Annotated in this window: 18 protein-coding genes; 14 read left to right on the top strand and 4 right to left on the bottom strand. The window is 62.8% G+C overall.

Annotation, left to right across the window (positions count from 1 at the left end; translation table 11 throughout):
* Complete coding sequence (locus tag GTP46_RS23475) at positions 1 to 4,209, bottom strand: PAS domain S-box protein (RefSeq protein WP_371869734.1); 4,209 nt, start codon at positions 4,207 to 4,209, stop codon at positions 1 to 3.
* Between the two features lie 285 nt (positions 4,210 to 4,494).
* A complete protein-coding gene (hutC, locus tag GTP46_RS23470) occupies positions 4,495 to 5,244 on the bottom strand; it encodes a histidine utilization transcriptional repressor HutC (RefSeq protein WP_161009055.1) in 750 nt (249 codons plus the stop codon).
* Between the two features lie 89 nt (positions 5,245 to 5,333).
* Here hutC and ada point away from each other — a divergent pair, with 89 nt between their 5' ends.
* The 4 genes from ada to GTP46_RS23450 all read left to right on the top strand — a co-directional run bounded on the left by ada (position 5,334) and on the right by GTP46_RS23450 (position 8,624).
* A complete protein-coding gene (gene ada / locus GTP46_RS23465) occupies positions 5,334 to 6,401 on the top strand; it encodes a bifunctional DNA-binding transcriptional regulator/O6-methylguanine-DNA methyltransferase Ada (protein WP_161009054.1) in 1,068 nt (355 codons plus the stop codon).
* Between the two features lie 55 nt (positions 6,402 to 6,456).
* Positions 6,457 to 7,215 carry a 2OG-Fe(II) oxygenase gene (locus tag GTP46_RS23460; protein WP_161009115.1) on the top strand — a complete coding sequence of 253 codons (759 nt, stop codon included), beginning with the start codon at positions 6,457 to 6,459 and terminating at the stop codon, positions 7,213 to 7,215.
* Positions 7,216 to 7,228: 13 nt separating this feature from the next.
* On the top strand, positions 7,229 to 7,807 hold the full coding sequence (locus GTP46_RS23455; RefSeq protein ID WP_161009053.1) for a TetR/AcrR family transcriptional regulator: 579 nt from the start codon (positions 7,229 to 7,231) through the stop codon (positions 7,805 to 7,807).
* A gap of 91 nt (positions 7,808 to 7,898) precedes the next feature.
* A complete protein-coding gene (locus GTP46_RS23450; protein WP_161009052.1) occupies positions 7,899 to 8,624 on the top strand; it encodes a 3-oxoacyl-ACP reductase family protein in 726 nt (241 codons plus the stop codon).
* On the opposite strand, the gene msbA is transcribed toward GTP46_RS23450, so the two are convergent.
* Positions 8,612 to 10,456 carry a lipid A export permease/ATP-binding protein MsbA gene (msbA, locus tag GTP46_RS23445; protein ID WP_161009051.1) on the bottom strand — a complete coding sequence of 615 codons (1,845 nt, stop codon included), beginning with the start codon at positions 10,454 to 10,456 and terminating at the stop codon, positions 8,612 to 8,614. The genes GTP46_RS23450 and msbA overlap by 13 nt on opposite strands.
* Before the next feature lie 109 nt (positions 10,457 to 10,565).
* Here msbA and GTP46_RS23440 point away from each other — a divergent pair, with 109 nt between their 5' ends.
* From GTP46_RS23440 to GTP46_RS23420, 5 genes are all read left to right on the top strand, one after another.
* Positions 10,566 to 12,215 (top strand): amidohydrolase, encoded by a 1,650-nt coding sequence (locus tag GTP46_RS23440; protein ID WP_371869733.1) that lies wholly within the window; start codon positions 10,566 to 10,568, stop codon positions 12,213 to 12,215.
* A 113-nt stretch (positions 12,216 to 12,328) separates the two neighbouring features.
* Entirely contained in the window at positions 12,329 to 13,411 is a 1,083-nt protein-coding gene (locus GTP46_RS23435) for an S-methyl thiohydantoin desulfurase family protein (RefSeq protein WP_161009049.1), read from the top strand.
* 13 nt (positions 13,412 to 13,424) lie between these two features.
* Positions 13,425 to 14,981 carry an ROK family protein gene (locus GTP46_RS23430; protein WP_161009048.1) on the top strand — a complete coding sequence of 519 codons (1,557 nt, stop codon included), beginning with the start codon at positions 13,425 to 13,427 and terminating at the stop codon, positions 14,979 to 14,981.
* A 69-nt stretch (positions 14,982 to 15,050) separates the two neighbouring features.
* Entirely contained in the window at positions 15,051 to 17,156 is a 2,106-nt protein-coding gene (locus GTP46_RS23425) for a TonB-dependent receptor (protein ID WP_161009047.1), read from the top strand.
* Between the two features lie 39 nt (positions 17,157 to 17,195).
* Positions 17,196 to 18,767: a PucR family transcriptional regulator gene (locus GTP46_RS23420; protein WP_161009046.1), complete on the top strand. Its 1,572-nt coding sequence runs from the start codon at positions 17,196 to 17,198 to the stop codon at positions 18,765 to 18,767.
* Here GTP46_RS23420 and GTP46_RS23415 read toward each other — a convergent pair.
* The gene (locus GTP46_RS23415; RefSeq protein WP_161009045.1) at positions 18,720 to 20,042 is read right to left on the bottom strand and encodes a cytosine permease; all 1,323 of its coding nucleotides are present in this window, start codon (positions 20,040 to 20,042) and stop codon (positions 18,720 to 18,722) included. The two genes, GTP46_RS23420 and GTP46_RS23415, sit on opposite strands and share 48 nt — an antisense overlap.
* Before the next feature lie 161 nt (positions 20,043 to 20,203).
* On the opposite strand from GTP46_RS23415, the gene hutU reads away from it, so the two are divergent.
* From hutU to GTP46_RS23390, 5 genes are read left to right on the top strand one after another with little or no spacing between them, the layout of a single operon-like run.
* Positions 20,204 to 21,907, top strand: coding sequence for a urocanate hydratase (gene hutU, locus GTP46_RS23410; RefSeq protein WP_161009044.1), 1,704 nt, complete (start codon positions 20,204 to 20,206; stop codon positions 21,905 to 21,907).
* The gene (gene hutH, locus GTP46_RS23405; protein WP_161009043.1) at positions 21,907 to 23,457 is read left to right on the top strand and encodes a histidine ammonia-lyase; all 1,551 of its coding nucleotides are present in this window, start codon (positions 21,907 to 21,909) and stop codon (positions 23,455 to 23,457) included. The genes hutU and hutH overlap by 1 nt, the downstream gene beginning before the upstream one ends.
* Positions 23,458 to 23,468: 11 nt before the next feature.
* Positions 23,469 to 24,254, top strand: a complete 786-nt coding sequence (hutG, locus tag GTP46_RS23400) for an N-formylglutamate deformylase (protein ID WP_161009042.1) — start codon at positions 23,469 to 23,471, stop codon at positions 24,252 to 24,254.
* Positions 24,251 to 25,660, top strand: coding sequence for a formimidoylglutamate deiminase (locus tag GTP46_RS23395; RefSeq protein ID WP_161009041.1), 1,410 nt, complete (start codon positions 24,251 to 24,253; stop codon positions 25,658 to 25,660). The genes hutG and GTP46_RS23395 overlap by 4 nt, the downstream gene beginning before the upstream one ends.
* On the top strand, positions 25,657 to 26,232 hold the full coding sequence (locus GTP46_RS23390; protein ID WP_161009040.1) for a HutD/Ves family protein: 576 nt from the start codon (positions 25,657 to 25,659) through the stop codon (positions 26,230 to 26,232). Before GTP46_RS23395 ends, GTP46_RS23390 begins: the two co-directional genes overlap by 4 nt.
* Positions 26,233 to 26,234: the final 2 nt, after the last annotated feature.

The raw sequence follows: 26,234 nt of genomic DNA, 5'->3' as shown, positions 1-26,234 counted from the left end.
TCAGTTGTCGTCGGCGAAAGTAGTATTGGTCATGATTTGTTCGGTGATCTGTTCCAGCAGCGGCCACAGTTTTTGCAGCAGCGCCTGGGCGTGCAGCTGGTTGTCGGCGTCGCTGTCGGTGACGGGCAGCTGTTCCAGTTCCAGCAGCAGCTCGCCCATGCCCAGCGCGCCCACGGTGCGGGCCGGCGATTTCAGGCGATGACCGAGCTCGCGCAGCGCCACCAGGTCGCCGCGCTGCAGCGCCGCTTCCATCTGGCTCAGGCCGTCCTGCGTGTTCTGCAAAAACTTGAAGGCAAACTTGCGCACCTTGTGGGGATGATAGCCCAGTAACTTGGCCAGGATCGATAAATCGATAACCGCCGGGTCGCCGCCCAGCGTGGTCTTGAAGGCAGGGCGCGCGGAGCGGGACTGCGGCGTGTCGCGCACATCGGCTTCATCGCGCTCGGGCAGCCAGTTGGCGATGGTCTGGTACATCAGCGCCGGCTGGATCGGCTTGGAGATGAAATCATCCATGCCGGCCTCGATGCAGCGCACCCGGTCTTCGCTGGTGGCGGTGGCGGTCATGGCCAGCACCCGCATGTCGGCCAGACGCGGGTCGGCGCGGATGCGGCGCGTGGCTTCCAGGCCGTCCATCAGCGGCATTTGCACGTCCATCAGCACGCAGTCGAAGGCGGTCTGGCGCAGCAGCTCCAGCGCCTCCATGCCGTTGGCGGCCAGGCATACCGAGGAGCCCACGTCTTCCAGCATCTCCAGCGCGATCTGCTGATTGAAGGTGTTGTCCTCGACCAGCAGGATGCGGGCGTTCTTCAATGCCGCCATGACGGCGGCGCTGCGCGAGGACGCCAGCAGTTCGGCGGCAGCGTCTTTCACGCGGTTGATCAGGGCCGGTACGGTGGCGCTGCTGATGCCGAGGCGCGCGGTGAACCAGAAGGTGCTGCCTTTGCCAGGGCGGCTACGCACACCCACTTCGCCGCCCATCAGCTGCGCCAGCTGTTTGCAGATGGCCAGACCGAGGCCGGTGCCGCCATATTCGCGCGTGGTGGAGGTGTCGGCCTGCTGGAATTGCTGGAACAGTTTTTCGATTTCGCCTTCCGACAGGCCGATGCCGCAGTCGCTTACTTCAAAGCGCAGCAGGCAGCCGTTGGCGTCGCCCACTACTTGGCGCACGCGCACTTCGATGCGGCCTTTTTCGCTGAATTTGATGGCGTTGTTGGCGTAGTTGATCAGCACCTGGCCGAGCCGCAGTGGATCGCCGCGCAGCACTTTCGGCAGCGTTGGATCGAGGTCGTACACCAGTTCCAGTTCGCGGCTGGCGGCCTTCGGCGCCACCACAGTGTTCAGCGTTTGAATGACGTGATCGAGCGCGAAGTCGACCTGCTCGATTTCCAGTTTGCCCGCTTCGATTTTCGAGATGTCGAGGATGTCGTCGATAATGCCCAGCAGGTGCTCGCCGGCGAAACGGATCTTTTCCAGGTAGTCGCGCTGGCGCGGATCGAGTTCGGTCTTCAGCGCCAGATAGGCCATGCCGATCACGCCATTCATCGGCGTGCGGATTTCGTGGCTCATATTGGCGAGGAACTGGCCCTTGGTCTGGCTGGCTTCCTCGGCCACCAGCCGTGCATGATCAAGCTCGCTGGTGCGGATGGCCACGCGTTCTTCCAAGTGCTCATTGAGTTCGCGCAGCGCGTCTTCGCCGCGTTTGCGGTCGGTGATTTCGGTCAGGCTGGCGACGACCAGATGCACATTGCCGCTATCGTCGGGGATCGGTTCGGCGTTGACCGACAGCCAGCAGCGCGTGCCGTCCGGATGCGATAGCCCCATCACCACATCCCGCACCGACATGCCGGTCACCAGCGCTAGTTGCACCGGATGGCTGCTGGCATCGAAGGTGCTGCCGTCTTCGCGCACGCCGGCCCACAAGCCGCCGGCGACCAGCTCCTCGGTATGTCCCAGCATGTGCGCGGCGGCGGCATTGCGTTCGAGGATAATCCCGTGGCCGTCGACCATCACCAGCCCGTTGGTGACGGTGTTGAAAATGGAGGTCAGGCGCTGGCTCGACTCGTGCAGCGCGCCCTCGGCCTGGCGGCGCGCGGTGATATCGGTCAGCATGGCCAGCATGCCGGCGTAGTGGCCGGAATCGGCGTTCATCACGGTGGTCGAGAGCAGGCACCACACCGTGCTGCCGTCGCTGCGCAGGAAACAGACGTCGCTCTGGCGCGCTTCGCCCGCCAGGCTGCGTTGCAGGTGCTGCTTGAGCAGGGCGCGGCCGCCGTCGTCCATGAAGTCGGTCATGGCGCGGCCCATCATCTGCTCGATGTCGTAGTCCAGCATGCGCGCCAGCGTGGGATTGACGAAGGTGGTGCGGTCGTCGGCGTTGGTCATCCAGATGCCTTCGGCCGCCGTCTGCACGATCTGGCGATAGCGTTCCGACGACGCATGCAGCGCTTCCTCGGCGCGCTGGCGCTGGGTCATGTCGCGCAGCGCCATGATCACCAGTTCCTGCCCGCCCAGTTCCACCGGCGACATATGCACCATGGCCGGGAAACTGCTGCCGTCGGCGCGCACCGCGCACAGCACGCGGCCCGGCAGGTTGGGGCGCGAGAACAGTTCGCGCACGCGGCCGTTGCTGCGCATGGCTTCCGGCGCCAGCTGCTCGACCGAGCGGCCGGCCATGCAGCCTTCGTAGCCGAAGCTATGCGTGCAGGCCGGATTGGCGTGGCGTACGCGCCCGCTCTTTTCGGCGATCAGCACCGCGCCCGGCGTGGCGTCCACCACGGCCCACATGCGCGCCTCTTCGGCGGCAGCGCGTTCGGCAATGTCGGCCAATGTGCCGGCCGCGCGCAACGGCAGACCGGATTCGTCGCGCTCCAGAATCATGCCGCGCGCCAGCACCCACTTCCAGCTGCCGTCCTTGAGGCGCATGCGGTGTTCGCTGCGGATTTGGCCGGTGTCGTCGCTGGTGCTGGTCAGGTAGTCCTGGATTTCGCGTTCGAGGCGCGGGCGGTCGTCTGGATGCACGTAGTCTAGCCACTCGGCCAGCGTGGGACGGAATTCATCAGCACTGTAGCCCAGCAGCTTGCAGTAGCGCGGCGACAGCGCCAGCGTGCCGGTGTCGAGCCGCCACTCCCAACTGCCTTCGCCCGAGCCTTCCAGCGCAAAGCTGGCGAGGCGTTCGGCGCTGTCCAATTCCGCGCGCATGGCGCGCAATGCGCGGCCCTGCACCCGCAAGCGCCAGGCGCCGGCCATCGACACCACGAACAACACTGCGCCTACCAGCAGGCCGCCGTAGCGTAGCAGCAGATTGCCATCCGGCGGCTGGTACAGGAAGCCGTCCATATTGAAGCCGGCTGGCAGCATGCCTTGTTCGGTGTAGTCGCGCGCGATGGCGCGCCAGCGTTCCGGATTGCTGTATCCCAGCTCGATCAGCGGCTGCTCCAGCAATGGCGCTATGCGCTGGGCTTCGAACATCAGGTGTTCGCGGCTGTGGCGTTCCGGGTAGCGGGCGCGTATCAGGTCGGCGATCTCGCCCTGGTGCTGCATGGCGTAGACCCAGCCGCGCAGCGTGGCCTCGCGCAGCGCCTGCGCGCGCGCCGGGTGTTCGCGCAATTCGCTCTCGGTGGTGTACAGCACGTCGCCATAGAAATCCAGCCCGTAGTTGCGCGGCGAGACCATGTCGTAAGGCAGGTGCATATGCTCCAGCACATACGGCGCTTCGGTCATGTAGACCGACATGGCATCGACCCGGCCTTCGGCCAGGTCTTCGAAGTTATAGCTGTGCGGGACCTGGTAGACGCTGTCCATGCGCACGCCCTGTTTTTTCAGGAACACGGTCAGCTCTTCGTTATTCGGCGCGATCATCAGGCGGCTGCCGGCCCATGGACGCGGCTTGCCGTCGGCCGTCACGCGGCGCAGCAGGGCGGCGCCGGAGTGCTGGAAGATGGACGCCAGCACCACCACCGGCTGGCCGATATTCCGCGCCAGCAGCAAGGTGGTATTGCCAACGCCATACTGGGCCTGGCCTTGCATCACGGTTTGCAGCGGATCGGTGCCGGGGCGCGCTTCCAGCAGGGTGACGTCAAGGCCGGCGTCGCGGTAATAGCCCTGGTCCTGCGCGGCGTAGTAGCCGGCGAACTGGAACTGATGCTGCCATTTGAGCTGGATGGTGACTTTCTCAGCCGCCCCGGCCGGCGTCAATATGAGCGCGAGCACGCACGCTGTCAGCCTGTGCGACAAACGTTGCCAGGCGATCTGGCGCATGCGCGGACGGCAGTGAAACAAGAGCTTCCCTTTCGGTGGTCGGAGCGTGCTGTATCCGGGCAACTATAGCATCGAAGCCGAGGCCATTGGCGGGTGCGTCGAAAGAAAACGATTGCATCCTGCGAGCGGGTAAAACAGCCACAAATTTAACAATTTCAGGCTATTTTCGTGACAGTCGGTGAGAATGCTGCGGTGCGGTACGGCGCATAGTTGCTAGCGCCGTGCTAGCAACTGGTTCTATTGCGTGAAGCTGCCAGCGAACTGGTAGCGGTGGCCCGGGTGCCACATGGTCGCCAGCGTGGCGATCATGCCGCCGGAGCGGGTCTGGCGGCGCAGCACCAGGCAGGGTTGTTTGGTGTCGATCGCCAGCATGTCGGCGATGTCGCGCGGGGCGGCCAGCGCCTCGATGCTGTAGCTGGCGCCTTGCAGTGGTGCGGCCTGCATCAGGTATTCGTTGGGCGTGATGTGGGCGAAATCCTGCTCCATGTAGTCGGGCGCGCAGAGCGGATTAACCCAGCGGTCCTCGACCTGAATCGGCACGCCGTTCTCGAAGTGCACGATCACCGAATGGAACAGCAGATGGCCAGGCGGCAGGTCGAACTGCTTGGCCATCAACTCGCTGGCCTTGACGCGCTCCAGTTGCTGCAGGCTGCTGCGGTGGGCATGGCCGCGCGCACGCACTTCGTCGGCGATGGATTTAATCTCCAGCAGGGTGGCCTGGTATTTTTGCTGAGCGACGTAGGTGCCAGAGCCCTGGCGGCGCGTGAGCACTTGTTCGGAAGTGAGTTCACGCACGGCGCGGTTGACGGTCATGCGCGAAACGCCGAATTGCTTGACCAGCGCCTGCTCGGACGGAATCACATCGCCTTCCTTCCACGTGCCGGCGGCGATTTCCGCCAGCAGGTAGTCTTTGATGCGCTGGAAAATAGGTGTGCTGTCCTGAGTAACTTGATCGTCCAAACCGCCGTCTCCTGTAAGAGTAGTCATTCTAGCATCGCAAGCTTGTACAATTCAAAAGCAATAGGCGGAGTGCAGGGCGATTGGGTGCTGGCTAAGATGGCCGCATTCCACCTGATATGGAGTCTGAGATGGGCAATTTCATAAACGATGAGCTGCGCTGGGCCGCAGTGCAGCAGCGCGACGCCAGCGCTGACGAGGAGTTCTGGTATTCGGTGCGCAGCACCGGGGTGTACTGCCGTCCGTCATGCGGCGCGCGTCCGGCCTTGCGCAAGAACGTGGCGTTTCATGACAGCCGCGAGGCGGCTGAAGCGGCGGGTTTCCGTCCTTGCCTGCGCTGCAAACCGGACCAGCCGCCGCTGGCCGAACGCCAGGCCGCCATCGTGGCGCAGGCCTGCCGCGTGATCGACGAGGCCGAGGACGCGCCGGATCTCGACAGTCTGGCGGAGGCGGTGGGCGTGAGCCGCTTCTACTTCCATCGCATGTTCAAGGCGGTGACGGGGATTACGCCCAAGGCCTACGCCAACGCGGCGCGGGCGCGGCGGGTGCAGGCCGGATTGGTGGCGCAAGCCACGGTGACCGATGCGATGTATGCGGCGGGTTTCAATTCGAGCGGACGTTTTTATGCGCAGTCGCCGGCGGTGCTGGGCATGAAGCCCACCGCTTTCCGCGCCGGTGGGGCGGGGGAGCAGATCAAGTTTGCGATTGCCGAGTGTTCGCTGGGGCCTATTCTTGTGGCCAGCACGGCGCAGGGCATTTGCGCGATTTTGATTGATGATGACCCGGATTTCCTGGTGAAGGATTTGCAGGACCGTTTTCCCAAGGCGGAATTGATTGGCGCGGAGCCGGAGTATGAGCAGGTGGTGTCGCGCGTGGTCGGCATGGTGGAACAGCCGTCGCTGGGACTGGACTTGCCGCTCGATGTGCGCGGTACAGCGTTCCAGCAGCGTGTGTGGCAGGTGCTGCGCGCCATTCCGGCGGGCCGGCGCGTGACGTATGCCGAGCTGGCGGAACTGGCCAAGGTGCCGCGCGGTGCGCGTGCAGTGGCGTCGGCGTGTGCGGCGAATGCGATTGCAGTTGCGATTCCATGCCATCGCGTGGTACGCAACGATGGCTCGATCTCCGGCTACCGCTGGGGCGTGGACCGCAAGGCCGAGCTGCTGAACCGGGAGGCGATCAGTGAGTAATGCAGGCAATGGCGAACTCGATTTCGGCGATCCGCAGGACCAGCGCAAGCCGCGCATCGTGCCGCCCGCTGCCCAAGCGGCCGCCCGGCGGGCGGTTGGTGCGGCGGCGGGCATCGCGGTGCACGTGGCGGCGCTAGACTGGCAAAGCATCGCCGATGAACTGAACTCCCACGGCTACGCCATCATCCCCGGTCTGCTGACCGCCGACGAATGCCACGACATGGCCGCCCACTACGCCCATCCGCAGCTGTTTCGCAGCCGCGTGGTGATGTCGCAGCACGGCTTCGGCAGCGGCGAGTACCAGTACTTCCGCTACCCGCTGCCGTCTATGATCTCCGCCTTGCGCAACGCCTTGTACGGTCCACTGGCCGCCATCGCCAACCGCTGGCACGAGCTGATGGACCTGCCCGACCGCTTCCCCGCCGACCACGCCGACTTCCTGGCCCGCTGCCACGCCGCCGGCCAGCAGCGCCCGACGCCACTGCTGCTCGAATACAAAACCGGCGACTACAACTGCCTGCACCAGGACCTGTACGGCGAACATGTCTTCCCATTGCAAGCCGCCGTGCTACTCAACCAGCCCGGTACAGACTTCGAAGGCGGCGAATTCGTCCTGACTGAACAACGCCCGCGCATGCAATCGCGCGTTGAAGTGGTGCCACTGAAGCGCGGCGACATGGTAATCTTCGCCGTCAACCACCGTCCCGTCCAGGGCACGCGTGGCATCTACCGCGTCAATCTGCGGCACGGCGTGAGCCGGCTGCGGTCTGGATCTCGCCACACGCTGGGCATCATCTTCCACGACGCGACTTAACAAAGGAATATTCGTGGCAAGGCAAAGAGAGTTCGACCGCATCGATACGCTGGACAAGGCACTAGAAGTGTTCTGGCAGAAAGGCTACGCCGCCACCTCCACCAGCGACCTGCTGGACGCCATGCAGATCGGCCGCCAAAGCATGTACGACACCTTCGGCGACAAACGCTCGCTCTACCTCGAAGCACTGCAACGCTATAACGAAGCCAGCGTCAACGACCTGCTGCGCCACCTGCAAGGCGATAGCGGGCTGGCGGCCATCGACAATATGCTGCAAGCTTTCGCCTCCCGTCCCAAGCGCGATAACGCCAAGGGCTGCATGGGCGTCAACGCGATTGCGGAATTCGGCACCGCCGACGAGGAAGTCAACGCCCTGCGCGACGCCAGCGCCAAACGCCTCAACCACGCAGTGGAGGCGCAACTGCGCAGCGCTGCCGCAGCCGGTGAACTCTCCAGCGATACCGACATCACGCAAGCAGTGGCCTTCGTGGCCGCCACTCTGTCCGGTATGAAAATCAGTGCCAAGGCCGGCGCTTCCATCGCCACCCTGCGCGCCATCGCCCGCCTCGCTGTGCAAGGCCTGCACGGCTAATTCTCACAAAACGTTTACTTGACCAGTTGGTCCAAAAATCCTACCATGACCTCGATTTTTGACTAATTGATCCAAAACGAAAGGAATTATCATGAAAGTAGCTCTGGTAACTGGCGGCGCGCGTGGCATCGGCGCGGCCATCGTCAAACGGCTGGCACAGGACGGCGCTGCCGTGGCCTTCACCTATGTATCGTCGCCGGACAAGGCCAACGATCTTGCCGCCACCATCAACGCCAGCGGCGGCAAGGCGCTGGCCATCCGCGCCGACAGCGCCGACCCGGCCGCCGTGCAAGCAGCCGTGGCGCAAACGGTGGACCACTTCGGCGGACTGGATATCCTCATCACTAACGCCGGTATCCTGAACCTGGCGCCGATTGAAGACTATCCGCTGGAAGACTTTGACCGCATGGTCTCCACCAATGTGCGCGGCGTGTTTGTAGCGATTCAGGCTGCAGCGAAGCAGATGAAAGAGGGCGGCCGCATCGTCACTATCGGCAGCGTGGCCGGCGTACGTGTGTCGTTCCCTACTTCCAGTGTGTACTCGATGACCAAGGCCGCAGTGGCGGCGCTGGTGCGTGGGGCGGCGATTGATCTGGCGCCGCGCGGCATCACCGTCAACAACGTGCAGCCGGGACCAACTGAAACTGATATGAATCCAGCAGACGGCCCGCACGCCGCAGCGCTGCAAACCATGATACCGGCGCGCCGTTTCGGCAGGCCGGAAGAAGTGGCGGGGATGGTGGCTTACCTGGTGAGCGGTGAAGCAGGCTTCGTAACCGGCGCCAGCTTCACCGTCGATGGCGGTTACACCGCCTGAACGCTCTTCTGCGTTTGATACAAGCCGGCGTAGATACCATTGCGCGCCAGTAGCGCATCGTGCGAGCCCGATTCGGCAATGCGGCCGTGATCGAGCACCACGATGCGGTCTGCATTTTCAATGGTCGACAAACGGTGGGCGATGACCACCGTGGTACGGCCTTTCATCAGCACTTCCAACGCCTGCTGCACCAGGCGCTCGGATTCGGTATCGAGCGCGCTGGTTGCTTCGTCCAAAATCAAAATCGGCGCATTTTTGTATAGTGCACGTGCAATCGCCAGGCGCTGGCGCTGGCCGCCGGACAGGCGCTTGCCATTCTCACCTACCGGCGAGTTGTAGCCCTCTGGCAGACGCGTGATGAATTCATGCGCATGCGCGGCGCGGGCGGCAGCTTCAATGCGCTCCATCGACGGCGCTGGATCACCATACGCGATATTGGCCGCCAGCGTATCGTTGAACAGCACCACGTCCTGCGACACCAGCGCAATCTGCTGGCGCAGCGAAGCCATTGTGTAATCGCGTAGATCAACACCATCCAGCTGGATGCTGCCGCTGCTAATGTCGTAAAAGCGCGGCAGCAAAGCAGCCAGCGTTGTCTTGCCGCTGCCGGAGGTGCCCACCAGCGCAACTGTTTCGCCAGCCGCGATATCGAGCGACACGTGGTCCAGTGCAGGACGTCCATCCTGATTCAGCGGCGCGCCATCTGCGCCGAGGTAATGGAAACTCACATCCTGCACCGACAAACGGCCTTCGGCGCGCGCGATGGTCCTGGTGCCTTTGTCGGCCTCCGACTCCAGGTCGATCAAGCCGAACACCGATTCCGACGCCGCCAGTCCGCGCTGCATCGGTTCATTAATCTTGGTCAGGTTTTTAATTGGCGATTGCATCGCCATCAGCGACGACATGAATGCCACAAAAGCGCCCGGCGACAGCGCGCCAGCCTGCGCGCGCAGCAGCGCAAAGTAAATCACCGACGACAGCGTAATCCCGATCAGCATCATGATGATGCCGGAGTTGAGCGCCGACGTCGCCGCGTGCTTCACCGCCAGCTGGCGATTCAGCTTCACCACGCCGTCAAAGCGCTCCTGCTCATATTTTTGGCCGCCGAAAATCTTCACCACGCGCTGGCCGCTGATGCTTTCATCCAGCACGGTGGTCAGGTCGCCCATCGCGGCCTGCGCGCTCTTGCTCAATTTGCGCATGCGGCGGCCGGCAAAGGTGACGATGGCCGCCACCAGCGGCAGTAGGCCAAGGCAGAACACCGCCAACTGCCAGTCGATGGTGAATAGCGTAATCAAGTAGCCGGCGGTCGCCACCGAATCGCGCACCGCGACGTTGACCACCGTGAGGCCGGCCTGTGCCACCTGCGCCGCATCAAACGCCACGCGCGATAGGGTGGTGCCGGTCGAGGACTGGTCGAAATAGCCGTTCGGCAGGCGCATAATCCGGGCGAACATCACCTCGCGCAGATTGGCTTGCACCCGGCTACTCAGCCACGCCGCGCCGTATTCGCCGGCAAAGCTGGACACCATGCGCATCACGGCCAGTCCGAAAATCACCGCCGGGATGGTCCACAGCGCGGCCTTGGTCGGATCGGACGGCAGCAAATGGCCCAGCGCATTTTGCACCGCAGCGAGGATGCCGGTAGCCGGCGCCTTGGCCGGGCCGAAGCTGTGCGCGGGCGCCAGCGCGTCCACCACGTTTTGCAGCTGGCGGATCAGCAGCACGTCGGTGGCCGCCGCCAGGCCGACCGCGAACAGCGTGACGGCGGCAATCCAGGCGTACGGACGGAATTCTTTAAGCAGGCGTAGATAGAGTAAGCGGCTGGACACAGGCTATTCACATTGGGGATACACGGAAGCGTGCATTGTACCCGTCCGGACACCGAAACCCGCGGTTTGCCTGCTACACTCTGGATCTTGCTGCTGAATGGAGATATCGATGCGCATCCCTCTTTTAATCGCCGCCGCCCTGGCCTTGCCTGCGCAAGCCAATACCATCATCGACCGCGCCAATGGCTACACGCTGAACGCGGCCGGCCAGCTACAGCGCTTTACCTCGCTGGCGTTTGATGACCTGGGACGGATCGTGGCGGTGGGCAGCGAGGCGCAAACGGCGGCCGCGTTGCCGAAGGCGGAGCACATCGACGCGCAGGGCAAGACCCTGTTGCCAGGCCTGATCGACGCCCACGGCCACGTGTTCGAACTGGGCGAAATCGCATCAGGCGTGGAGCTGTACAGCCCTGCCTCGCTCAACGCGGCAGTGAAAGCGGTGGCGGACTTCGCCCGCTCGCATCCGAAAAAAGCGTGGATCATCGGCTTCGGCTGGAATCAGGAAATCTGGAAGCTGGGCCGCTTCCCGACCGCCGCCGAGCTGGATGCAGTGGTGAGCGACCGCCCGGTGCTGCTGCATCGCGTGGATGGCCACGCGATTTGGGTCAACACCAAGGCGCTGGAAATGGCCGGTATCGACAAGAGCACGGCCGATCCGTCGGGCGGCAAGATCGAGCGCGACGCCAGCGGCAAGCCAACCGGCGTGCTGGTGGACGCGGCGATGGAGCTGGTCAACCGCGTGGTGCCGCTGCCGACGCCAGTTGAAGCGCGCGCCACGCTGGACGTGGCCTTGACCACGCTGTCGAAAGTGGGCCTGACCAGTGTGCACGATGCCGGCATCAAAGTGGCGCAGGACGACATCTATCGCGACTACGCGGATCACGGCAAACTGACCACCCGCGTCTACGCCATGATCGGCGACACCGCTGGCGATTTCGATGAGCTGTCCAAGGACGGCCCGCTGCCGTCCTACGCCAACGACGTCTACGCGCTGGCGGCGGTCAAGCTGTATTCGGACGGTGCGCTGGGCAGTCGTGGCGCCGCTTTGCTGGCACCTTACTCGGACATGCCGTCCACCAAAGGCCTGCTGTTCTATCCGGACGCTGAGATGCGCGCCAAGATGAACAAGGCGATGAAGGCCGGCTATCAGGTCAACATCCACGCCATCGGCGATGCGGGCAACCACCAGATCCTCGACGCTTACGCGGCGCTGATCCCGCAATATAACAACGTCGCGCTGCGCCACCGCATCGAGCACGCGCAGGTGGTGACGCTGGACGATATCCCGCGCTTCAAGCAGCTCGGCATCATCCCGTCGATGCAGCCGACCCACGCCACCTCGGACCAGAACATGGCCGAGCAGCGCGTCGGCCATGAGCGCATCAAGGGCGCGTACGCGTGGCGCAGCTTCCTCGACCAGGGTTCGCAGATCGCTTGCGGTTCCGATTTCCCGATCGAGTCGCCGAATCCATTTGAAGGCCTGCATGCGGCAGTCACGCGCCAGAACAACGCCGGCGTGCCGCTGGGCGGCTGGTACAAGAACCAGTCCATGACCATGCTGGAAGCCTTCCGCTGCTTCACGCTGGATGCGGCCTACGCGGCGCATCAGGAAAAAGTGATTGGTTCGCTGGAGCCGGGTAAGTGGGCCGACTTCATTGTGGTCGACCGCGACATCTTCAAGATCGCGCCAGAGCAGCTGGGTAAAACCACCGTGCTGCAAACCTGGATGGGCGGGCGGCGCGTCTACAACCGCAAATAAAGCATTATCCCGGCGGGATAAGAACCGCCACAGCTTTTCAGTCCTTTGAGGCGATGACACCAGCATGGACGTGCGTTCATACTGGATTCACATTACCCCTCAAAGGATGAAGTATGCGTTTAATCGACAAGGCGGATGTCGCCCGCATCGCGGTCGGCGCTGCCGTACTCGGAACCGGCGGCGGCGGCGACCCCGCCATCGGCCGCTTGCTGGCAGAAGCGGCGATCGACCGCTACGGGCCGGTGCAGCTGATCGGCGTCGACGAGGTGCCGGACGATGCCTGGGTCGTACCATCTTCCGGCATGGGCGCACCCACGGTCTCGATTGAAAAACTCCCTTCCTGGCGCGAGATCGACAACAGCTTCGACGACGCGCAAGTCGCCCTTGGCGCGCAACCATTTGCCACCATGCCCATCGAAATCGGCGGCGCCAACGCGTTGATGCCGCTGGCGCTGGCCGCCCGACGCGGCATCCCGATGGTGGATGTGGACGCGATGGGCCGCGCTTTCCCTGAATCGCAGATGGTCAGCTTTACGTTGGATGGCATGGCGTCGCGCTTCGTCTGTATCGCTGACGAGAAGGGCAATCGCATGACCATGCGTCCGGTGGACGCAGTGTGGCAGGAAGTGCTGGCGCGTCCCGTGGTGGACCGCATGGGCGCTTCTGCGATGGTGTGCGATTTCCCTGTCACCGGCGTGGAGCTGCGCCGCAGCGGCTTGGCCGGTACGGTGTCGCTGGCGCAGAGCATAGGCGACGCGCTGCTCGATCCAGTCATCCATCTGGGTAATCCATTGGGCGCGCTGCTGGAGCGCACGCGCGGCCATCGCCTCCTGACCGGCAAGATCGTGGACCTGGACCGCACCACTGCGGGCGGCTTTGTGCGCGGCTCGGTCACGCTGGACGGCATTGATGCCGACAAGGGCCGCCGCATTGTGATCCGCTTCCAGAACGAATTCCTGCTGGCTGAGGAAAACGGGCAGCCGCGCGCCATCACGCCGGATTTGATCGCGTTGCTGGATCGCGATTCGGCGCTGCCGTGGACTACCGAAAGCCTGCGCTACGGCATGCGCGTGCACGTCGTCGCCATGCCGTGCCATGAGAAATGGCGCACGCCGGCCGGCATCGCCACCGCCGGTCCCGGCTACTTCGGTTACGCCACTGCGTACACCCCAATTGAACAATTAGTCAAAATTTAGTGTTGAGGTAAGCATGACCTATCGAATTGGCGTAGACGTTGGCGGCACGCATACCGACGCGGCGCTGCTGGACCCGCAGCTGAACTGTCTGGCCACGGCCAAGGTGCGCACCACGCCCGACGTGATGCGTGGGATTGAACAAGCGATTGCCACGGTGCTGGATAGCCCGCTGTCGGTGCCGCGTGAGCAGATCGGCCTTGCGATGCTGGGCACTACCCACTGCACCAACGCGCTGGTGGAGCGCCAGCATTTGCAGCGCGTCGGCTTGCTGCGCTTGGCCGCACCGGCCACGCTGGCGATCCCACCGCAAGCTGGCTGGCCGCAGGATTTGGTAGCGGCAGTGCCGCTGAAGTATGCGATTGTGTGCGGCGGTTACGAGTACGATGGCCGCGTGCTGGCCGAATTGGACGAGCAGGAGATCCGTGCCGCGCTGCGCTCGTGGCGTGGTGAAATCGATGCAGTGGCGGTATGCGGCGTGTTCTCGCCGATCAGCGGCAAGCAGGAAGCGCAGGCGGCGCAGTGGGTGCGCGATGAACTGGGTTCCGGTATTGCCGTCACGCTGTCGTCCGAAATCGGTAGCGTGGGCCTGCTGGAACGCGAGAACGCGGCGATCCTGAACGCGGCATTGGGCGTGGTGGCGCGGCGCGCTATCGGCGGCTTCCGCGATGCACTATCGCAGGCGGGTCTTGGCCATGCACGTTCTTACCTCGGCCAGAACGACGGCACCTTGATGTCGCTGGAACTGGCGGAATCCTATCCGATCATGACGCTGGGCTGCGGCCCGACCAATTCGCTGCGCGGGGCAGCCTTCCTCTCCGGCCTCAAAGACGCGCTGGTGGTGGACGTGGGCGGTACCACGTCGGATATCGGCGCCTTGATCGACGGCTTCCCGCGAGAATCCGCATCGGCAGTGGAAATCGGCGGTGCGCGCCTGAACTTGCGCATGCCGGACATCCTCGCCATTGGCGTCGGCGGCGGCACTATCGTGCGCGCGATGGGCGATGCCGTCACGCTGGGACCGGACAGCGTTGGCTACAAGCTGAATGAGATGGCGCAGATCTTTGGCGGTGATACGTTGACACTGACCGACGTCGCCACCGCCGTGGAAGCTATGCCGGCTCTGGCGCCGCATCCGGTGCGCTCGCCACTGGCCTTCTGTCAGCAGGCCTACGCCGTGATGGTGGAGCGCATTGAAGAGGGCATCGACCGCATGAAGGTTGGTTCGGCCGGCGTGCCGGTGGTGCTAGTCGGCGGCGGCAGCCTGTTGCTGCCGGATGCGCTGCAAGGCACATCGGAGGTGATTCGTCCGCCGCACTTTGGCGCGGCCAATGCCATCGGCGTGGCCATTGCAGAAATCAGCGGCGAGATCGACCAGATCGTGCAGGTGCCGCAAGGAGAACGTGACACCACGCTGGCTGCGCTGCGTTCGCGCGTGCTGGCGCAAGCCGTGGAAGCAGGCGCGCAACCCAACGCCGTGCGCATCATCGCAGAAGAAGTGACACCGCTGGCCTACCTGCCGGGCAACGCATGCCGCGTGCGGCTGAAGGCAGCAGGACCGTTGGTCTGTTGAGCATTGCATAAAAAATTTCAAATCTGACTGAGGGAGAGTTTTTGTATGGGAGCTTGTTCGCATCATTGTTTGAAGCCTGTCCCGCTGGCGATTGCCTTGCTGGTCAGCGGCGCTGCCATCGCGCAGGAAGAAGTGCAGCTGGAGAAGGTCATCGTCACCGCGCAAAAACGCGCCGAGCCTTTGCAGGAAGTGCCGGTGTCGGTCAAGGCTTTCACCTCGAAACAGGTGGAAGACGCCGGCATCAAGACCACGCAGGACTTCATCAACATGACGCCCAACGTCTCGTTCGAGAACTCCTATACCTACGGGAACTCCTTCGTCGCGATTCGCGGCGTGAACCAGATTAACAATGCTGATTCGCCAGTGGCGGTGGTGGTGGACGGCGTCCCGCAGAGTAACCAGAAGCAGCTGAAAATGAACCTGTTCGACATTCAGCGCATCGAAGTGCTGAAAGGTCCGCAGGGCGCGCTATATGGTCGCAACGCGATTGGTGGCGCCATCGTCATTGACACCAAAAATCCAGGCAATAAGACCGAAGGCTTTGCCGGTCTCGATATCGGCAACGGCAATACGCGCAGCGCCACGGCGGGCGTGAGCGGTGCTATCGTTGAGGACAAGCTGCTGTTCCGCCTTGTCGCACAAGGCAAGAAGTCCGATGGCCTGATCAACAACACTTACCTCAACACCAAGTCCGACTTTGTCGATCACGATAACTCGGTGCGCGGCAAGCTGCTGTACAACGCCTCGCCGGATCTGAAGATTGACCTGCGCGCATCGTACACTGACATTTCGGCCGGTGCGGTATGGGATAGCGTGATTCGCAACAGTGGCCCGCAGACGATTACTTCGCCGACCTCCAATTTACTTGGCTCCACCAAGGGCCGCACCTCGGACGCCAGCCTGAAATTCGATTGGGACACCGCCATCGGCACGGTGACGGCGATTTCGTCATACACCAATCTGATCGAGCGTTATCGCGGCGATCTCGATTTCACCAATGCGAACGATCCGGAAATGGGTGTGCTAGGCGACCCGGCGTGGTTCGACCTGCCACCGCGTACACAGTTCGGGCAAGGGCAAGACCTGTCGGTGCGCATGAAGAGCCAGGAACTGCGCATTACTTCGCCGGGCGACCAGCCGTTGCGCTGGATCGGCGGCGCCTACTATCTGCACACGGATCGTCACCTGTACAGCAACAGCTTTATCGATCTAAACGGATCGCTAGCGCAGTTCCACGATCCTTCGTTAAGCATGTTCGTGCAGGACGGTGTGGACGACAACGCGGCCAGCGCGGTGTTTGGCCAGATCGATTACGACATCACGCCGCAAACCACCATCGCCGCCGCGCTGCGCTATGACCGCGACCAGCGCAAGCAGACGGACTTGAGTGACGGTTCGCAGCGTGCCGCCACGTTCAGCAACTGGCAGCCGAAGGTGACGGTAACGCAGAAGTTCACGCCTGATGAATTGGGCTACGTGACCTACAGCACCGGCTTCCGTTCCGGCGGTTTCAATGCGCCGGGCTACAGCGGCTTCCGTCCGGAGACTTTGAAGAACCTGGAAGCAGGTTTGAAATCGACGCTGTTCAACCGCCGCCTGTTTTTCAACGTGGCGCTGTTCACGTCGGAATCCAAGGACTATCAGTTCTTCTACGTGACCAACACGGCGGCGCAGGTTATCAGCAATATCGAGAAGGTGCGCATGAATGGCGCGGATGTGGACTTCAACTGGCTGGTGATCAAGGGCCTGACGGTGGATGGTGGTCTTGGTGTCACGCTGAGCAAAATCAAATCCGACAGCAAGGAGCCGGCGGCGGTGGGCAATTACACGCCAAACGCCACGCCGTGGAAGTTCACGCTGGGCGTGCAGCGCGAGTGGCCTGCGTTTGACCGCATCAACGGCTTTGTGCGTGCGGACTATGAGCATCGCAGCAAGAAGTACTGGGATCCGGATAATGTGGCGCAGTCGCCGTCGCAGAATTTGGTGGGCCTGCGGTTTGGCTTGCGCGATGTGAACGATAAGTGGTCGGTGATGTTCGCGGGCCGTAACCTGACCAATGCACGCTACTACTCGGATTATGGTTCGGCCAAGTACTTTGGTTCACCGGCCGGTATCGATACCGGCTCGCTGGCGCCGCCGCGTACCTTCGGTATTGAGTCGACGATTCGCTTCTAAACGCTACAATAGGAGCATAGTCTTATATTGGAGGTTGCAATGGCGTTAAGTGTCAGGCAGGTGCTCCGCATGGATGTGCTGCGCCACTGCCGGATACTGTCCGGGGTCCAGCATCTGGACCGCCCGGTTGAGCATATCAACGTGTTGGAAGTGGTGGTGGAGGGCGAGGAGTTCGAAGTCCGCAACCACCTGTTCCTCTCTACCTTCGCCTTCGTTGGCAACGACGTGCAGCGCCAGATCGCCCTGATCGAAATGCTGGCGCAAGCCGGCTGCGCTGCGGTGCTGTTCCAGGAAGGTGTGATCGTACCGCTCAGTGCTCCGTTGCTGGCCTGCGCCGAGCGCGTGGGCCTGCCCATTATCGAGGTGCCGGGCAACCTGTTCTACCACCAGATCATCGCGCCGCTGTCGGGCGCTTTACTGCAAGACGAATCTTTCAAACTCCATCACGCGCTGGCGGTGCATCGCCGCCTTTCTGAAATCACGCTCGCTGGCGGTGGCCTGAATGGCGTGCTGGATGCGGTTTCCTCGCTGACTGGGCGCGCTGTCGCTGTCGTTGGCCGCTGGGATGGGCTGATGGGCTGGAGCCATGCCTGGACCGGCCTCACACCGCCGCCCAACGAACGCCTGCTGGCCGTCACCGCGCCATGCGCCGACGATGGCTGGTGGATGGTGCCGCTGCATGGCACCGAATGGCTGATCGCTGCCATCGGCAAGGAGCCTCTGTCGCCGCTGGACGAAGTCACCTTCAACGAAGCCCGCAGCGCGATTGCGCTGGAAGTGTTCCAGCAGCGCTCACGCGGCCAGGCCGACGTGCGCATGAAGGAAGAGCTGCTGGAGGTGATCGTCGCCAGCACCGATGCGGAAGCCAGCCGCGCCTTGATCCCGCGTGCAGCAGCCTTGGGCTGGTCCATCGAGCACGCGCGCATTGCGGTGCGCATCCGCCTCACGCCCGCAAATGGCGCGGCGATCAGTGATGTAGACCTGCACACGCAGCGCAACAGCATCCTGCGCGCCTGCATCCGCATGCTGTCGGAGTGGGACCGCGCCGGCGCGGCCGCCATGCTGAATGGTGGCCTGACTTACCTGCCTAGCGATGGCACTGACAAGCACCTGCCCAAACTAAAAAAACGCCTCGGTGAAATCGTCGACCGCGCGCTGGATAACACCGGCTGGCATTGCCGCGTGGGCATAGGCTCGGCGGCGGAAGCGCTGCATGGCTTGCAAACCAGCCTGACGCAAGCCGATGCCGCAATTGCGGTGGCGGCTTCGCTGCCGGAACTGGGTGTGATCGTGGAATACGAACGCGTGGCGCTCTCCGCGCTGTTGCTGCAATTCGGCGCCAGTGACAACGTGCAGGCATGGCAGCGCAAAGTCATCGGCGCGCTGATGACGGCGGAGGCGCAGCGCGCGGATCTCGTCACCACGCTGGATGTGTTCCTCGACAGCGGCGAATCGCAGAAGCAGACCGCGCGCCTGCTGGGCATTCATCCCAAGACGCTGAAGTACCGCATTGACCGCATCACCACCTTGCTCGGCATCGATCCTTTGAAATCCGAACATCGCTTATCCATGCACCTTGCCGTCAAGCTGGCGCGTTTGCAGCGCACGTAGCGCCGGCAGGCTGGCGACGATGAACGCGATAAGGAAGCCGTCCAGTGGTGGCACGGTGGTCAGCGAGAACAAGTTCAAACCGTAGATATTTTCTGCTGGGTTGTACGGCGTCGTCATGAACGACACCAGCGTGCCGCTGGCCCAGGCCAGAATCGTGGTCGGCACTACCGCCGGCGGCGCAGCAGGCAGCTTGCTGCGCAGGACCACGAAGAAGCGGCCGCTGTAAGCGCCGCCAATCGGCGCAATCGGAATCGACAGCACCAGCAGGAAGCCGAGGAAGGCATCAGCAATGCCTGCCACTGCCAGCGCGGTGCCGATCACGCCGATCACAATGACGAATGCTGCGTGCGGAATCTTCACGCCGTGCAGAACCACCGCAAACGACAGGCTGGATGAATACAGGTTGCCGGTGTTGGTGGTCCACTGCACCATCACCATGACCAGTACCGCGAATACGCCCATGTGCAAGCGCGCGAACAGGTGCACCAGGTCCGCCTCGCCGGTGTATTTTGCGAGGAACACGGCCACCACCAGCGTCAGGCTATTCCCGATCAAGAGGCCGAGGAAGGCGCCGAGCATGGCGTCCTTGCTAGTGCGGGCGTAGCGCGACAAATCCGGGAACGAGGAAATGCCCGCCACAAAAGCGCCGATCACAAAGCTGATCGCGGAGACGAAACTGATATGCGTGGTGGCAGGGCGCTCCACTGCTGGTCCGAGATTCATCAACTGCAGCACTACCGCGCCGCTTAACAGGATCACCATCAGCGGGACGGAAAAGCGCGACAGGCGCTCGATCGCGCCGAAGCCATACATCGCGGTCCACGTCAGCAGCACGCCAGCGATGCCTGACAACAGCGTGGCTGGCACGTGCAAATCAAACAGCGCAAACGCTGCCGCCAAGTTCTGGCCGAGGAAGCCCGCCTGCACCGAGAACCATCCCAGCATGCTCAATCCCATAATCAGCGCCACGAGGCGCGAGCCTTGTTCGCCGAACGTAAAACTGGACACCATCGCAGAACTGAAGCCGCTACGCGCGCCCACCACCGCGCACACCATGCCCAATGCACCCAGTAGCAGCGAGCCGGCCAGCACGGCGGCGATGGCAGTGTAAAGCGTCATGCCGTTGGCGAGCGCCATGCCGAGGAACAGGCCTGATAGGTCCATGCCCATTGCCATCATGATAAGCGTGATGGCCTTCCAGCTTTTGCGTTCCGCTTCGGGAACGGCGTTGAGGGCGAAACTGTGGTTTTCTGCGGCGTCGGCGGGTGTATTCATCCTTCGATTATCGGCGGGCAGGCATATCATGTCACTACCATTAAGCCGCTAAAAGTGCCGTCCCGGTTTATCCGCACGCGATAGAAAAAAGCGGTTGACTTGGTTGTATATACAACTTATGCTGCGAGCATATTCACTCAAACTCGCCGTAGGAGCCACTTATGACCACGCATTTAGACAGCGATCCACGTTACGACGCCAGCCGCGAGATTCGCGCGCCGCGCGGCCCAGAGCGCACCTGCAAGAGCTGGGGCGCGGAGGCGGCTTACCGCATGATCCAGAATAATCTGGACAAGGAAGTGGCGGAAAATCCTAAGCACCTGGTGGTCTACGGCGGCATCGGCCGCGCGGCCCGTAACTGGGAGTGCTATGACCAGATCCTGGCGTCGTTGCGCGAGCTGGAAGACAATCAAACCTTGTTGATCCAGTCGGGCAAACCGGTGGGCGTGTTCCAGACCCACGAAGATGCGCCGCGCGTGCTGATCGCCAATTCGAACCTGGTGCCGAAGTGGGGCAACTGGGAACACTTCAATGAACTGGATCGCAAAGGCCTGTTCATGTACGGCCAAATGACGGCTGGTTCGTGGATTTACATCGGCACGCAGGGCATTGTCCAAGGCACGTTCGAGACCTTCGCGGAAGCAGGTCGCCAGCATTTTGGCGGTGACCTGAAAGGCCGCTGGGTGCTAACCGCAGGTCTGGGCGGCATGGGCGGCGCGCAGCCGCTGGCCGCAACCATGGCAGGCGCAGTGTCGCTGACCATCGAGTGCCAGCAGAGCAGCATCGACTTCCGCCTGCGTACCCGTTACCTCGACAAGCAAGCCGCGTCAATCGACGAGGCGCTGGAGATGATCAAGCTGCACAAGGCCGCAGGTGACGCCATTTCGATTGGTCTCCTGGGTAACGCAGCTGACGTACTGCCAGAGCTGGTGCGCCGCGCTAAGGCTGGCGGCATCCTGCCGGACGTGGTGACTGACCAAACCTCGGCGCATGACCTGATTAACGGCTACCTGCCGCAAGGCTGGACCGTGGAGCAGTGGAAGGCCGCGCAGCAGGACGCGTCGCGCCATCCAGAATTGAAAGCTGCTGCTACCGAAGGCTGCGCAGTGCACGTGCAAGCGATGCTGGACTTCCAGGCGCTGGGTGCCAAGGTGGTCGACTATGGCAACAACATCCGCCAGGTGGCGTTTGACCACGGCGTGAAGAATGCGTTTGATTTCCCGGGCTTTGTGCCGGCGTACATTCGTCCGCAGTTCTGCGAAGGCCGCGGCCCGTTCCGCTGGGTGGCGCTGTCCGGCGATCCTGAAGATATCTACAAGACCGACGCCAAGATCAAGGAGCTGTTCCCGCATCACGCGAACGTGCACCGCTGGCTGGACATGGCGCGTGAGCGTATCGCCTTCCAGGGCCTGCCGGCGCGCATCTGCTGGCTGGGTCTGGGCGAACGTCACATCGCTGGTCTGGCCTTCAATGAGATGGTGCGCAACGGTGAACTGAAAGCGCCGATCGTGATTGGCCGCGACCACCTGGACACCGGCTCGGTGGCCAGCCCTAACCGCGAAACCGAGGCAATGAAGGATGGCACCGATGCCGTCTCCGACTGGCCGCTGCTGAACGCACTGTTGAACACTGCTGGCGGCGCAACCTGGGTGTCGCTGCACCACGGCGGCGGCGTGGGCATGGGATACTCGCAGCATTCCGGCGTGGTGATCGTGGCCGATGGCACCGACGCTGCCGCCAAGCGCCTCGCGCGCGTGCTGGTCAACGACAGCGGCTCGGGTGTGATGCGTCACGCCGATGCTGGCTATGAAAGCGCCGTCGCCTGCGCCAAGCGCAATGGCCTGAACCTCCCTATGATTAAGTAATGAGTACCGATATGACCTTTATCCTGAAACCGGGCGCAATGACGCTCTCCGACCTGCGCTCCGTGTGGAACGCAGCAGGCCCACTGGCGCTGGCGCCAGATGCCTATCCTGTGATCGAAGCTTCGGCTGCCGCTGTGCAGGCGATTGTCGCCAAGGGCGATGCGGCTTACGGCATCAACACCGGCTTTGGCCTGCTGGCCAAGACGCGCATCCCGGATGAAAAGCTGGAGCAGCTGCAGCGCAACCTGATCTTGTCGCACTCGGTGGGTACCGGCGAGCTGGTGTCGGATGCTGTGTGCCGCCTGATTATCCTGATGAAAATCGGCAGCTTGGCGCGCGGCTTCTCGGGTGTGCGTCCGCTGATTATCGATACGCTGATTGCGATTTACAACGCGGGCATCATGCCTGCCATTCCGGCCAAGGGTTCGGTCGGCGCGTCGGGCGATCTGGCGCCGCTGTCGCATATGACGCTGGCGATTCTTGGCGTTGGCCAGGTGCGCGTCAATGGTGAGCTGATGGAAGCTACCGCTGCGCTGAAGGCCGCAGGCATCGAACCGGTGGTGCTGGCCGCGAAAGAAGGCCTGGCGCTGATTAACGGCACGCAGGTGTCGGCGGCGCTGGCGCTGCATGGCCTGTTCATGGCCGAGCGTCTGCTGGAAGCGGGCATGGTGTCCGGTGCGCTGTCGCTGGATGCGGCCAAGGGTTCGGATTCGCCGTTCGACGCGCGCGTGCACGAAGTGCGCGGCCAGCCGGGCCAGATCGCTGCTGCCGCGATTTATCGCCAGCTGGTATCGAACAGCGCGATCCGCGCATCGCATCTGGTGGGCGACGAGCGCGTGCAAGATCCTTACTGCCTGCGCTGCCAGCCGCAAGTCATGGGCGCATGCTGGGACATTATCAACAACGCCGCACGCACGCTGCTGATTGAAGCGAATGCGGTGACTGACAATCCGCTGCTGTTCAAGGATGGCGAGCTGTCGGTGGTGGTCTCGGGCGGTAACTTCCACGCCGAGCCGGTCGCATTTGCCGCCGACACGCTGGCGCTGGCTATTGCGGAAATCGGCTCGATTTCGGAGCGCCGCATCTCGTTGCTGATCGACGCGACCTTGTCTGGCCTGCCGCCGTTCCTGGTGCGTGATCCGGGAGTGAACTCGGGCTTCATGATTGCGCACGTTACCGCTGCGGCGCTGGCGTCGGAGAATAAGTCGATTGCGCACCCGGGCAGCGTTGACACGATTCCTACTTCGGCTAACCAGGAAGACCACGTCAGTATGGCGACTTATGCTGCGCGCCGTCTGGATGATATGGCGCAGAACACTGCTGTCATCATCGGCATTGAGTTGCTGGCTGCAGCGCAGGGTATTGATTTCCATCGTCCGCTGACTACCTCGCCGCATCTGGAGCATGTGCACGAGCAGCTGCGCCAGAAGGTGCCGTTCTTCGATCAGGACCGCTTCTTCGCGCCGGATATCGAAGCAGCCAAGGGCATGGTGATGCGCGGTGAGTTGAGCGCGTCGTGCAAAGAGCTGTTCACGACGCTGCATCCGTAAGAGGAGAGAGCATGGACTATCAGTTCAAAGCAGGCAGTATTCCCTTGCTGGTGTCCATGCCGCACGTGGGCACCGATATTCCCGATGATGTGCTGGCGTCGATGACGCCGGCCGCTGTCGACAAGCAGGACACGGACTGGCATCTGGTTCGTTTGTATGAGTTTTTAAGCGAGATGGGGGCGTCGACGCTGTCGGCGCGCTGGTCGCGCTATGTGATTGATTTGAATCGTCCGCCGGAAAACACGAATTTGTATCCGGGGCAGGATACGACGGGTTTGTGCCCGGTCGATACTTTCCATCGTGAGCCGCTGTACTTGCCCGGCCGCGCGCCAGACGAAGCGGAAGTGCAGCGCCGCTTGCAGGCTTACTGGAAGCCGTATCACGATCAACTGCGTTCGGAACTGGATCGCTTGCTGGCGCTGCATGGCCGCGTGGTGTTGTGGGATGCGCATTCCATCGCCTCGCATGTGCCGCGCTTCTTTGAGGGCAAGCTGCCGGATCTGAATTTTGGTACGGCGGATGGCAAGAGCTGCGATATTGGCTTGAGCAATGCGATTGTGGCAAGTGCGCAGGGTGGTGATTGCACCGTCGCGGTCAATGGCCGCTTCAAAGGTGGGCATATCACGCGCTTTTACGGCGAGCCGGCAAAAGGCGTCCACGCGATTCAGCTGGAGATGTGCCAGTCGACGTATATGGATGAAGATGCGCCGTATGGATATCGTGCGGATCTGGCGGCGCAGGTGCAGCAGCCGCTGCGCGCGATGATGCAGGCTGCTGCCGATTGGATACGCGCATGAGCAAGCTGTTTGCACGCCATGCGCTGCTGCCCGATGGCTGGGCGAAAGATGTGCTGATTGAGTGGGACGCGTCCGGCGCAATCACGGCGGTGACGGCGGGTGCGGACGACGCGGCCGTAGACCCGGCGCTCGGCGCGGCTGCGCAGCGCGTCTCGCTGGCTAACGTGGATCGCGTGGAGTATGCGCTGCCCGGCATGATCAACCTGCACTCGCACAGTTTCCAGCGCGCGCTGGGTGGCCGCACCGAGAAGGCCGGCGACAGCAAGGACAGTTTCTGGACCTGGCGCGAATTGATGTATCGCTTCGCGCGCAACATCACGCCGGAGCATATCGAGGCCATCGCCGCGCAGCTGTTTAGCGAATGCCTGCGCCATGGCTACACCTCGCTGTGCGAATTCCATTACGTGCAACGCGCGCCGGATGGCGCCATGTACCCGCGTCCGGCCGAAACGGCAGAACGTGTCATTGCCGCCGCACGTTTGACGGGAATCGGCATGACCATGCTGCCGGTGTTGTATAGTTATTCCGGCTTCGGTGAAAAGCCGTTGAAGCCAGAACAACAACGTTTCCGTACCGACGCGCAGGATGTATTGCGGATTGTGGAAGCGCTGGAACCGCTGCGCGATGCGCAGACCGAAGTCGGCGTGGCACCGCATTCGCTGCGCGCGGCGACGGTGGGGCAGATCGAAGAAGTGCTGGCGACGCTGCCGAAAGCGCGTCCGGTGCACATCCACATCGCCGAGCAGATGGCGGAAGTACAGCAATCGCTTGATTGGAGCGGCCGTCGCCCGGTGCAGTGGTTGCAGGAGAATCTGGACATGGACCAGCGCTGGTGTTTGATCCACGCCACGCATTTGACGGACGATGAAGTGAGCGGCATCGCCCGCAGCGGCGCGGTGGCGGGCCTGTGCCCGACCACCGAAGCGAATCTCGGCGATGGCTTGTTCTCGCTGGAGAGCTTCCTGGCGCAGGGCGGCGTGTTTGGTATCGGCAGCGATAGCCACGTGTCGCAAAGCGCAGTGGAAGAACTGCGCTGGCTGGAATACGGACAGCGCTTGCAGCACCAGCGCCGCAACATCGCGGTGTCCGATGCGCAGCGCAACGTCGGTGATTTTTTATGGCAGGGCGCCTTGCGCGGCGGCGCGCAGGCTGCGGGACGGCCGGTAGGCGCTTTGACGCCGGGGCTGCGCGCGGACATCGTGGTGCTGGATGACGCGCATCCGAATATGTTTGGGTTGGCGCTGGACGAGGTACTCGGCAGCCTGGTCTTCAGCGGCAACGACAATCTGGTCAAGGACGTGATGGTCGGCGGCCAGTGGGTAGTGCGCAATCAGCAGCACGTGGCGCAGCAGGCGATCGCTGCGCGCTTCAAGCAGACCTTGGCCGAACTGAGGGAGTTCCGATGACCCAGCTAATCCAGTATGCAAACCTGCGCTCCGCGCCGTGGAAAAACGGCGGCGGCTGCACTACGGAAATCGCTATTGCGCCAGCCGGCGCGCATCTCGATGATTTCGAGTGGCGTGTCAGCCTGGCGACGATTGCGCAGGACGGCCCATTCTCTGCCTTCCCCGGTATCGACCGCTCGCTGGCGCTGGTTGACGGCGACGGCGTGCTGCTGGATTTTGGCGACGAGCGTTTTGTGCTCAGTCCCAGCGAGCCGCTGATTGAATTCGCCGGCGAGGATGCGGTGCATGCCACCGTCACCGGCCAGCACACCACTGATTTCAATGTTATGACGCGGCGCGGCGCGTGCCGCCATCGCCTCGAACTGCGCACGGTGCGAGGCTTGGAAGCGCTCAAGCGCCGCGCCGGTACCACCTTGCTGTTTTTGGCGGAAGGCGAAAGCCTGACGTTGAGCAGCGCGCGTGAACGCATCGCCATGGTGCGCTACGATACGGTGGTGATGGAAGCCGAGGAAGACTGGACGCTGGAAGCGCAGCATGCCACCGTGCTGGTGGCAGAGATCATCCGCAACTAAAA

The organism is Duganella flavida, from assembly GCF_009857445.1.
Lineage (GTDB): Bacteria > Pseudomonadota > Gammaproteobacteria > Burkholderiales > Burkholderiaceae_D > Rugamonas > Rugamonas flavida.
The sequence above is the reverse complement of the archived record's forward strand: the minus strand, read 5'-3'. Positions and strand labels throughout refer to the sequence as shown.

Excerpts from the sequence above, each read along its gene's own strand:
- hutG (WP_161009042.1), top strand. The coding sequence starts at position 23,469 with ATGGACTATCAGTTCAAAGCAGGCAGTATTCCCTTGCTGGTGTCCATG.
- GTP46_RS23390 (WP_161009040.1), top strand. The coding sequence starts at position 25,657 with ATGACCCAGCTAATCCAGTATGCAAACCTGCGCTCCGCGCCGTGGAAA.
- GTP46_RS23420 (WP_161009046.1), top strand. The coding sequence starts at position 17,196 with ATGGCGTTAAGTGTCAGGCAGGTGCTCCGCATGGATGTGCTGCGCCAC.
- GTP46_RS23435 (WP_161009049.1), top strand. The coding sequence starts at position 12,329 with ATGCGTTTAATCGACAAGGCGGATGTCGCCCGCATCGCGGTCGGCGCT.
- hutH (WP_161009043.1), top strand. The coding sequence starts at position 21,907 with ATGAGTACCGATATGACCTTTATCCTGAAACCGGGCGCAATGACGCTC.
- hutC (WP_161009055.1), bottom strand. The coding sequence starts at position 5,244 with ATGACTACTCTTACAGGAGACGGCGGTTTGGACGATCAAGTTACTCAG.
- hutU (WP_161009044.1), top strand. The coding sequence starts at position 20,204 with ATGACCACGCATTTAGACAGCGATCCACGTTACGACGCCAGCCGCGAG.
- GTP46_RS23440 (WP_371869733.1), top strand. The coding sequence starts at position 10,566 with ATGCGCATCCCTCTTTTAATCGCCGCCGCCCTGGCCTTGCCTGCGCAA.
- GTP46_RS23415 (WP_161009045.1), bottom strand. The coding sequence starts at position 20,042 with ATGAATACACCCGCCGACGCCGCAGAAAACCACAGTTTCGCCCTCAAC.
- ada (WP_161009054.1), top strand. The coding sequence starts at position 5,334 with ATGGAGTCTGAGATGGGCAATTTCATAAACGATGAGCTGCGCTGGGCC.
- GTP46_RS23450 (WP_161009052.1), top strand. The coding sequence starts at position 7,899 with ATGAAAGTAGCTCTGGTAACTGGCGGCGCGCGTGGCATCGGCGCGGCC.
- GTP46_RS23395 (WP_161009041.1), top strand. The coding sequence starts at position 24,251 with ATGAGCAAGCTGTTTGCACGCCATGCGCTGCTGCCCGATGGCTGGGCG.
- GTP46_RS23430 (WP_161009048.1), top strand. The coding sequence starts at position 13,425 with ATGACCTATCGAATTGGCGTAGACGTTGGCGGCACGCATACCGACGCG.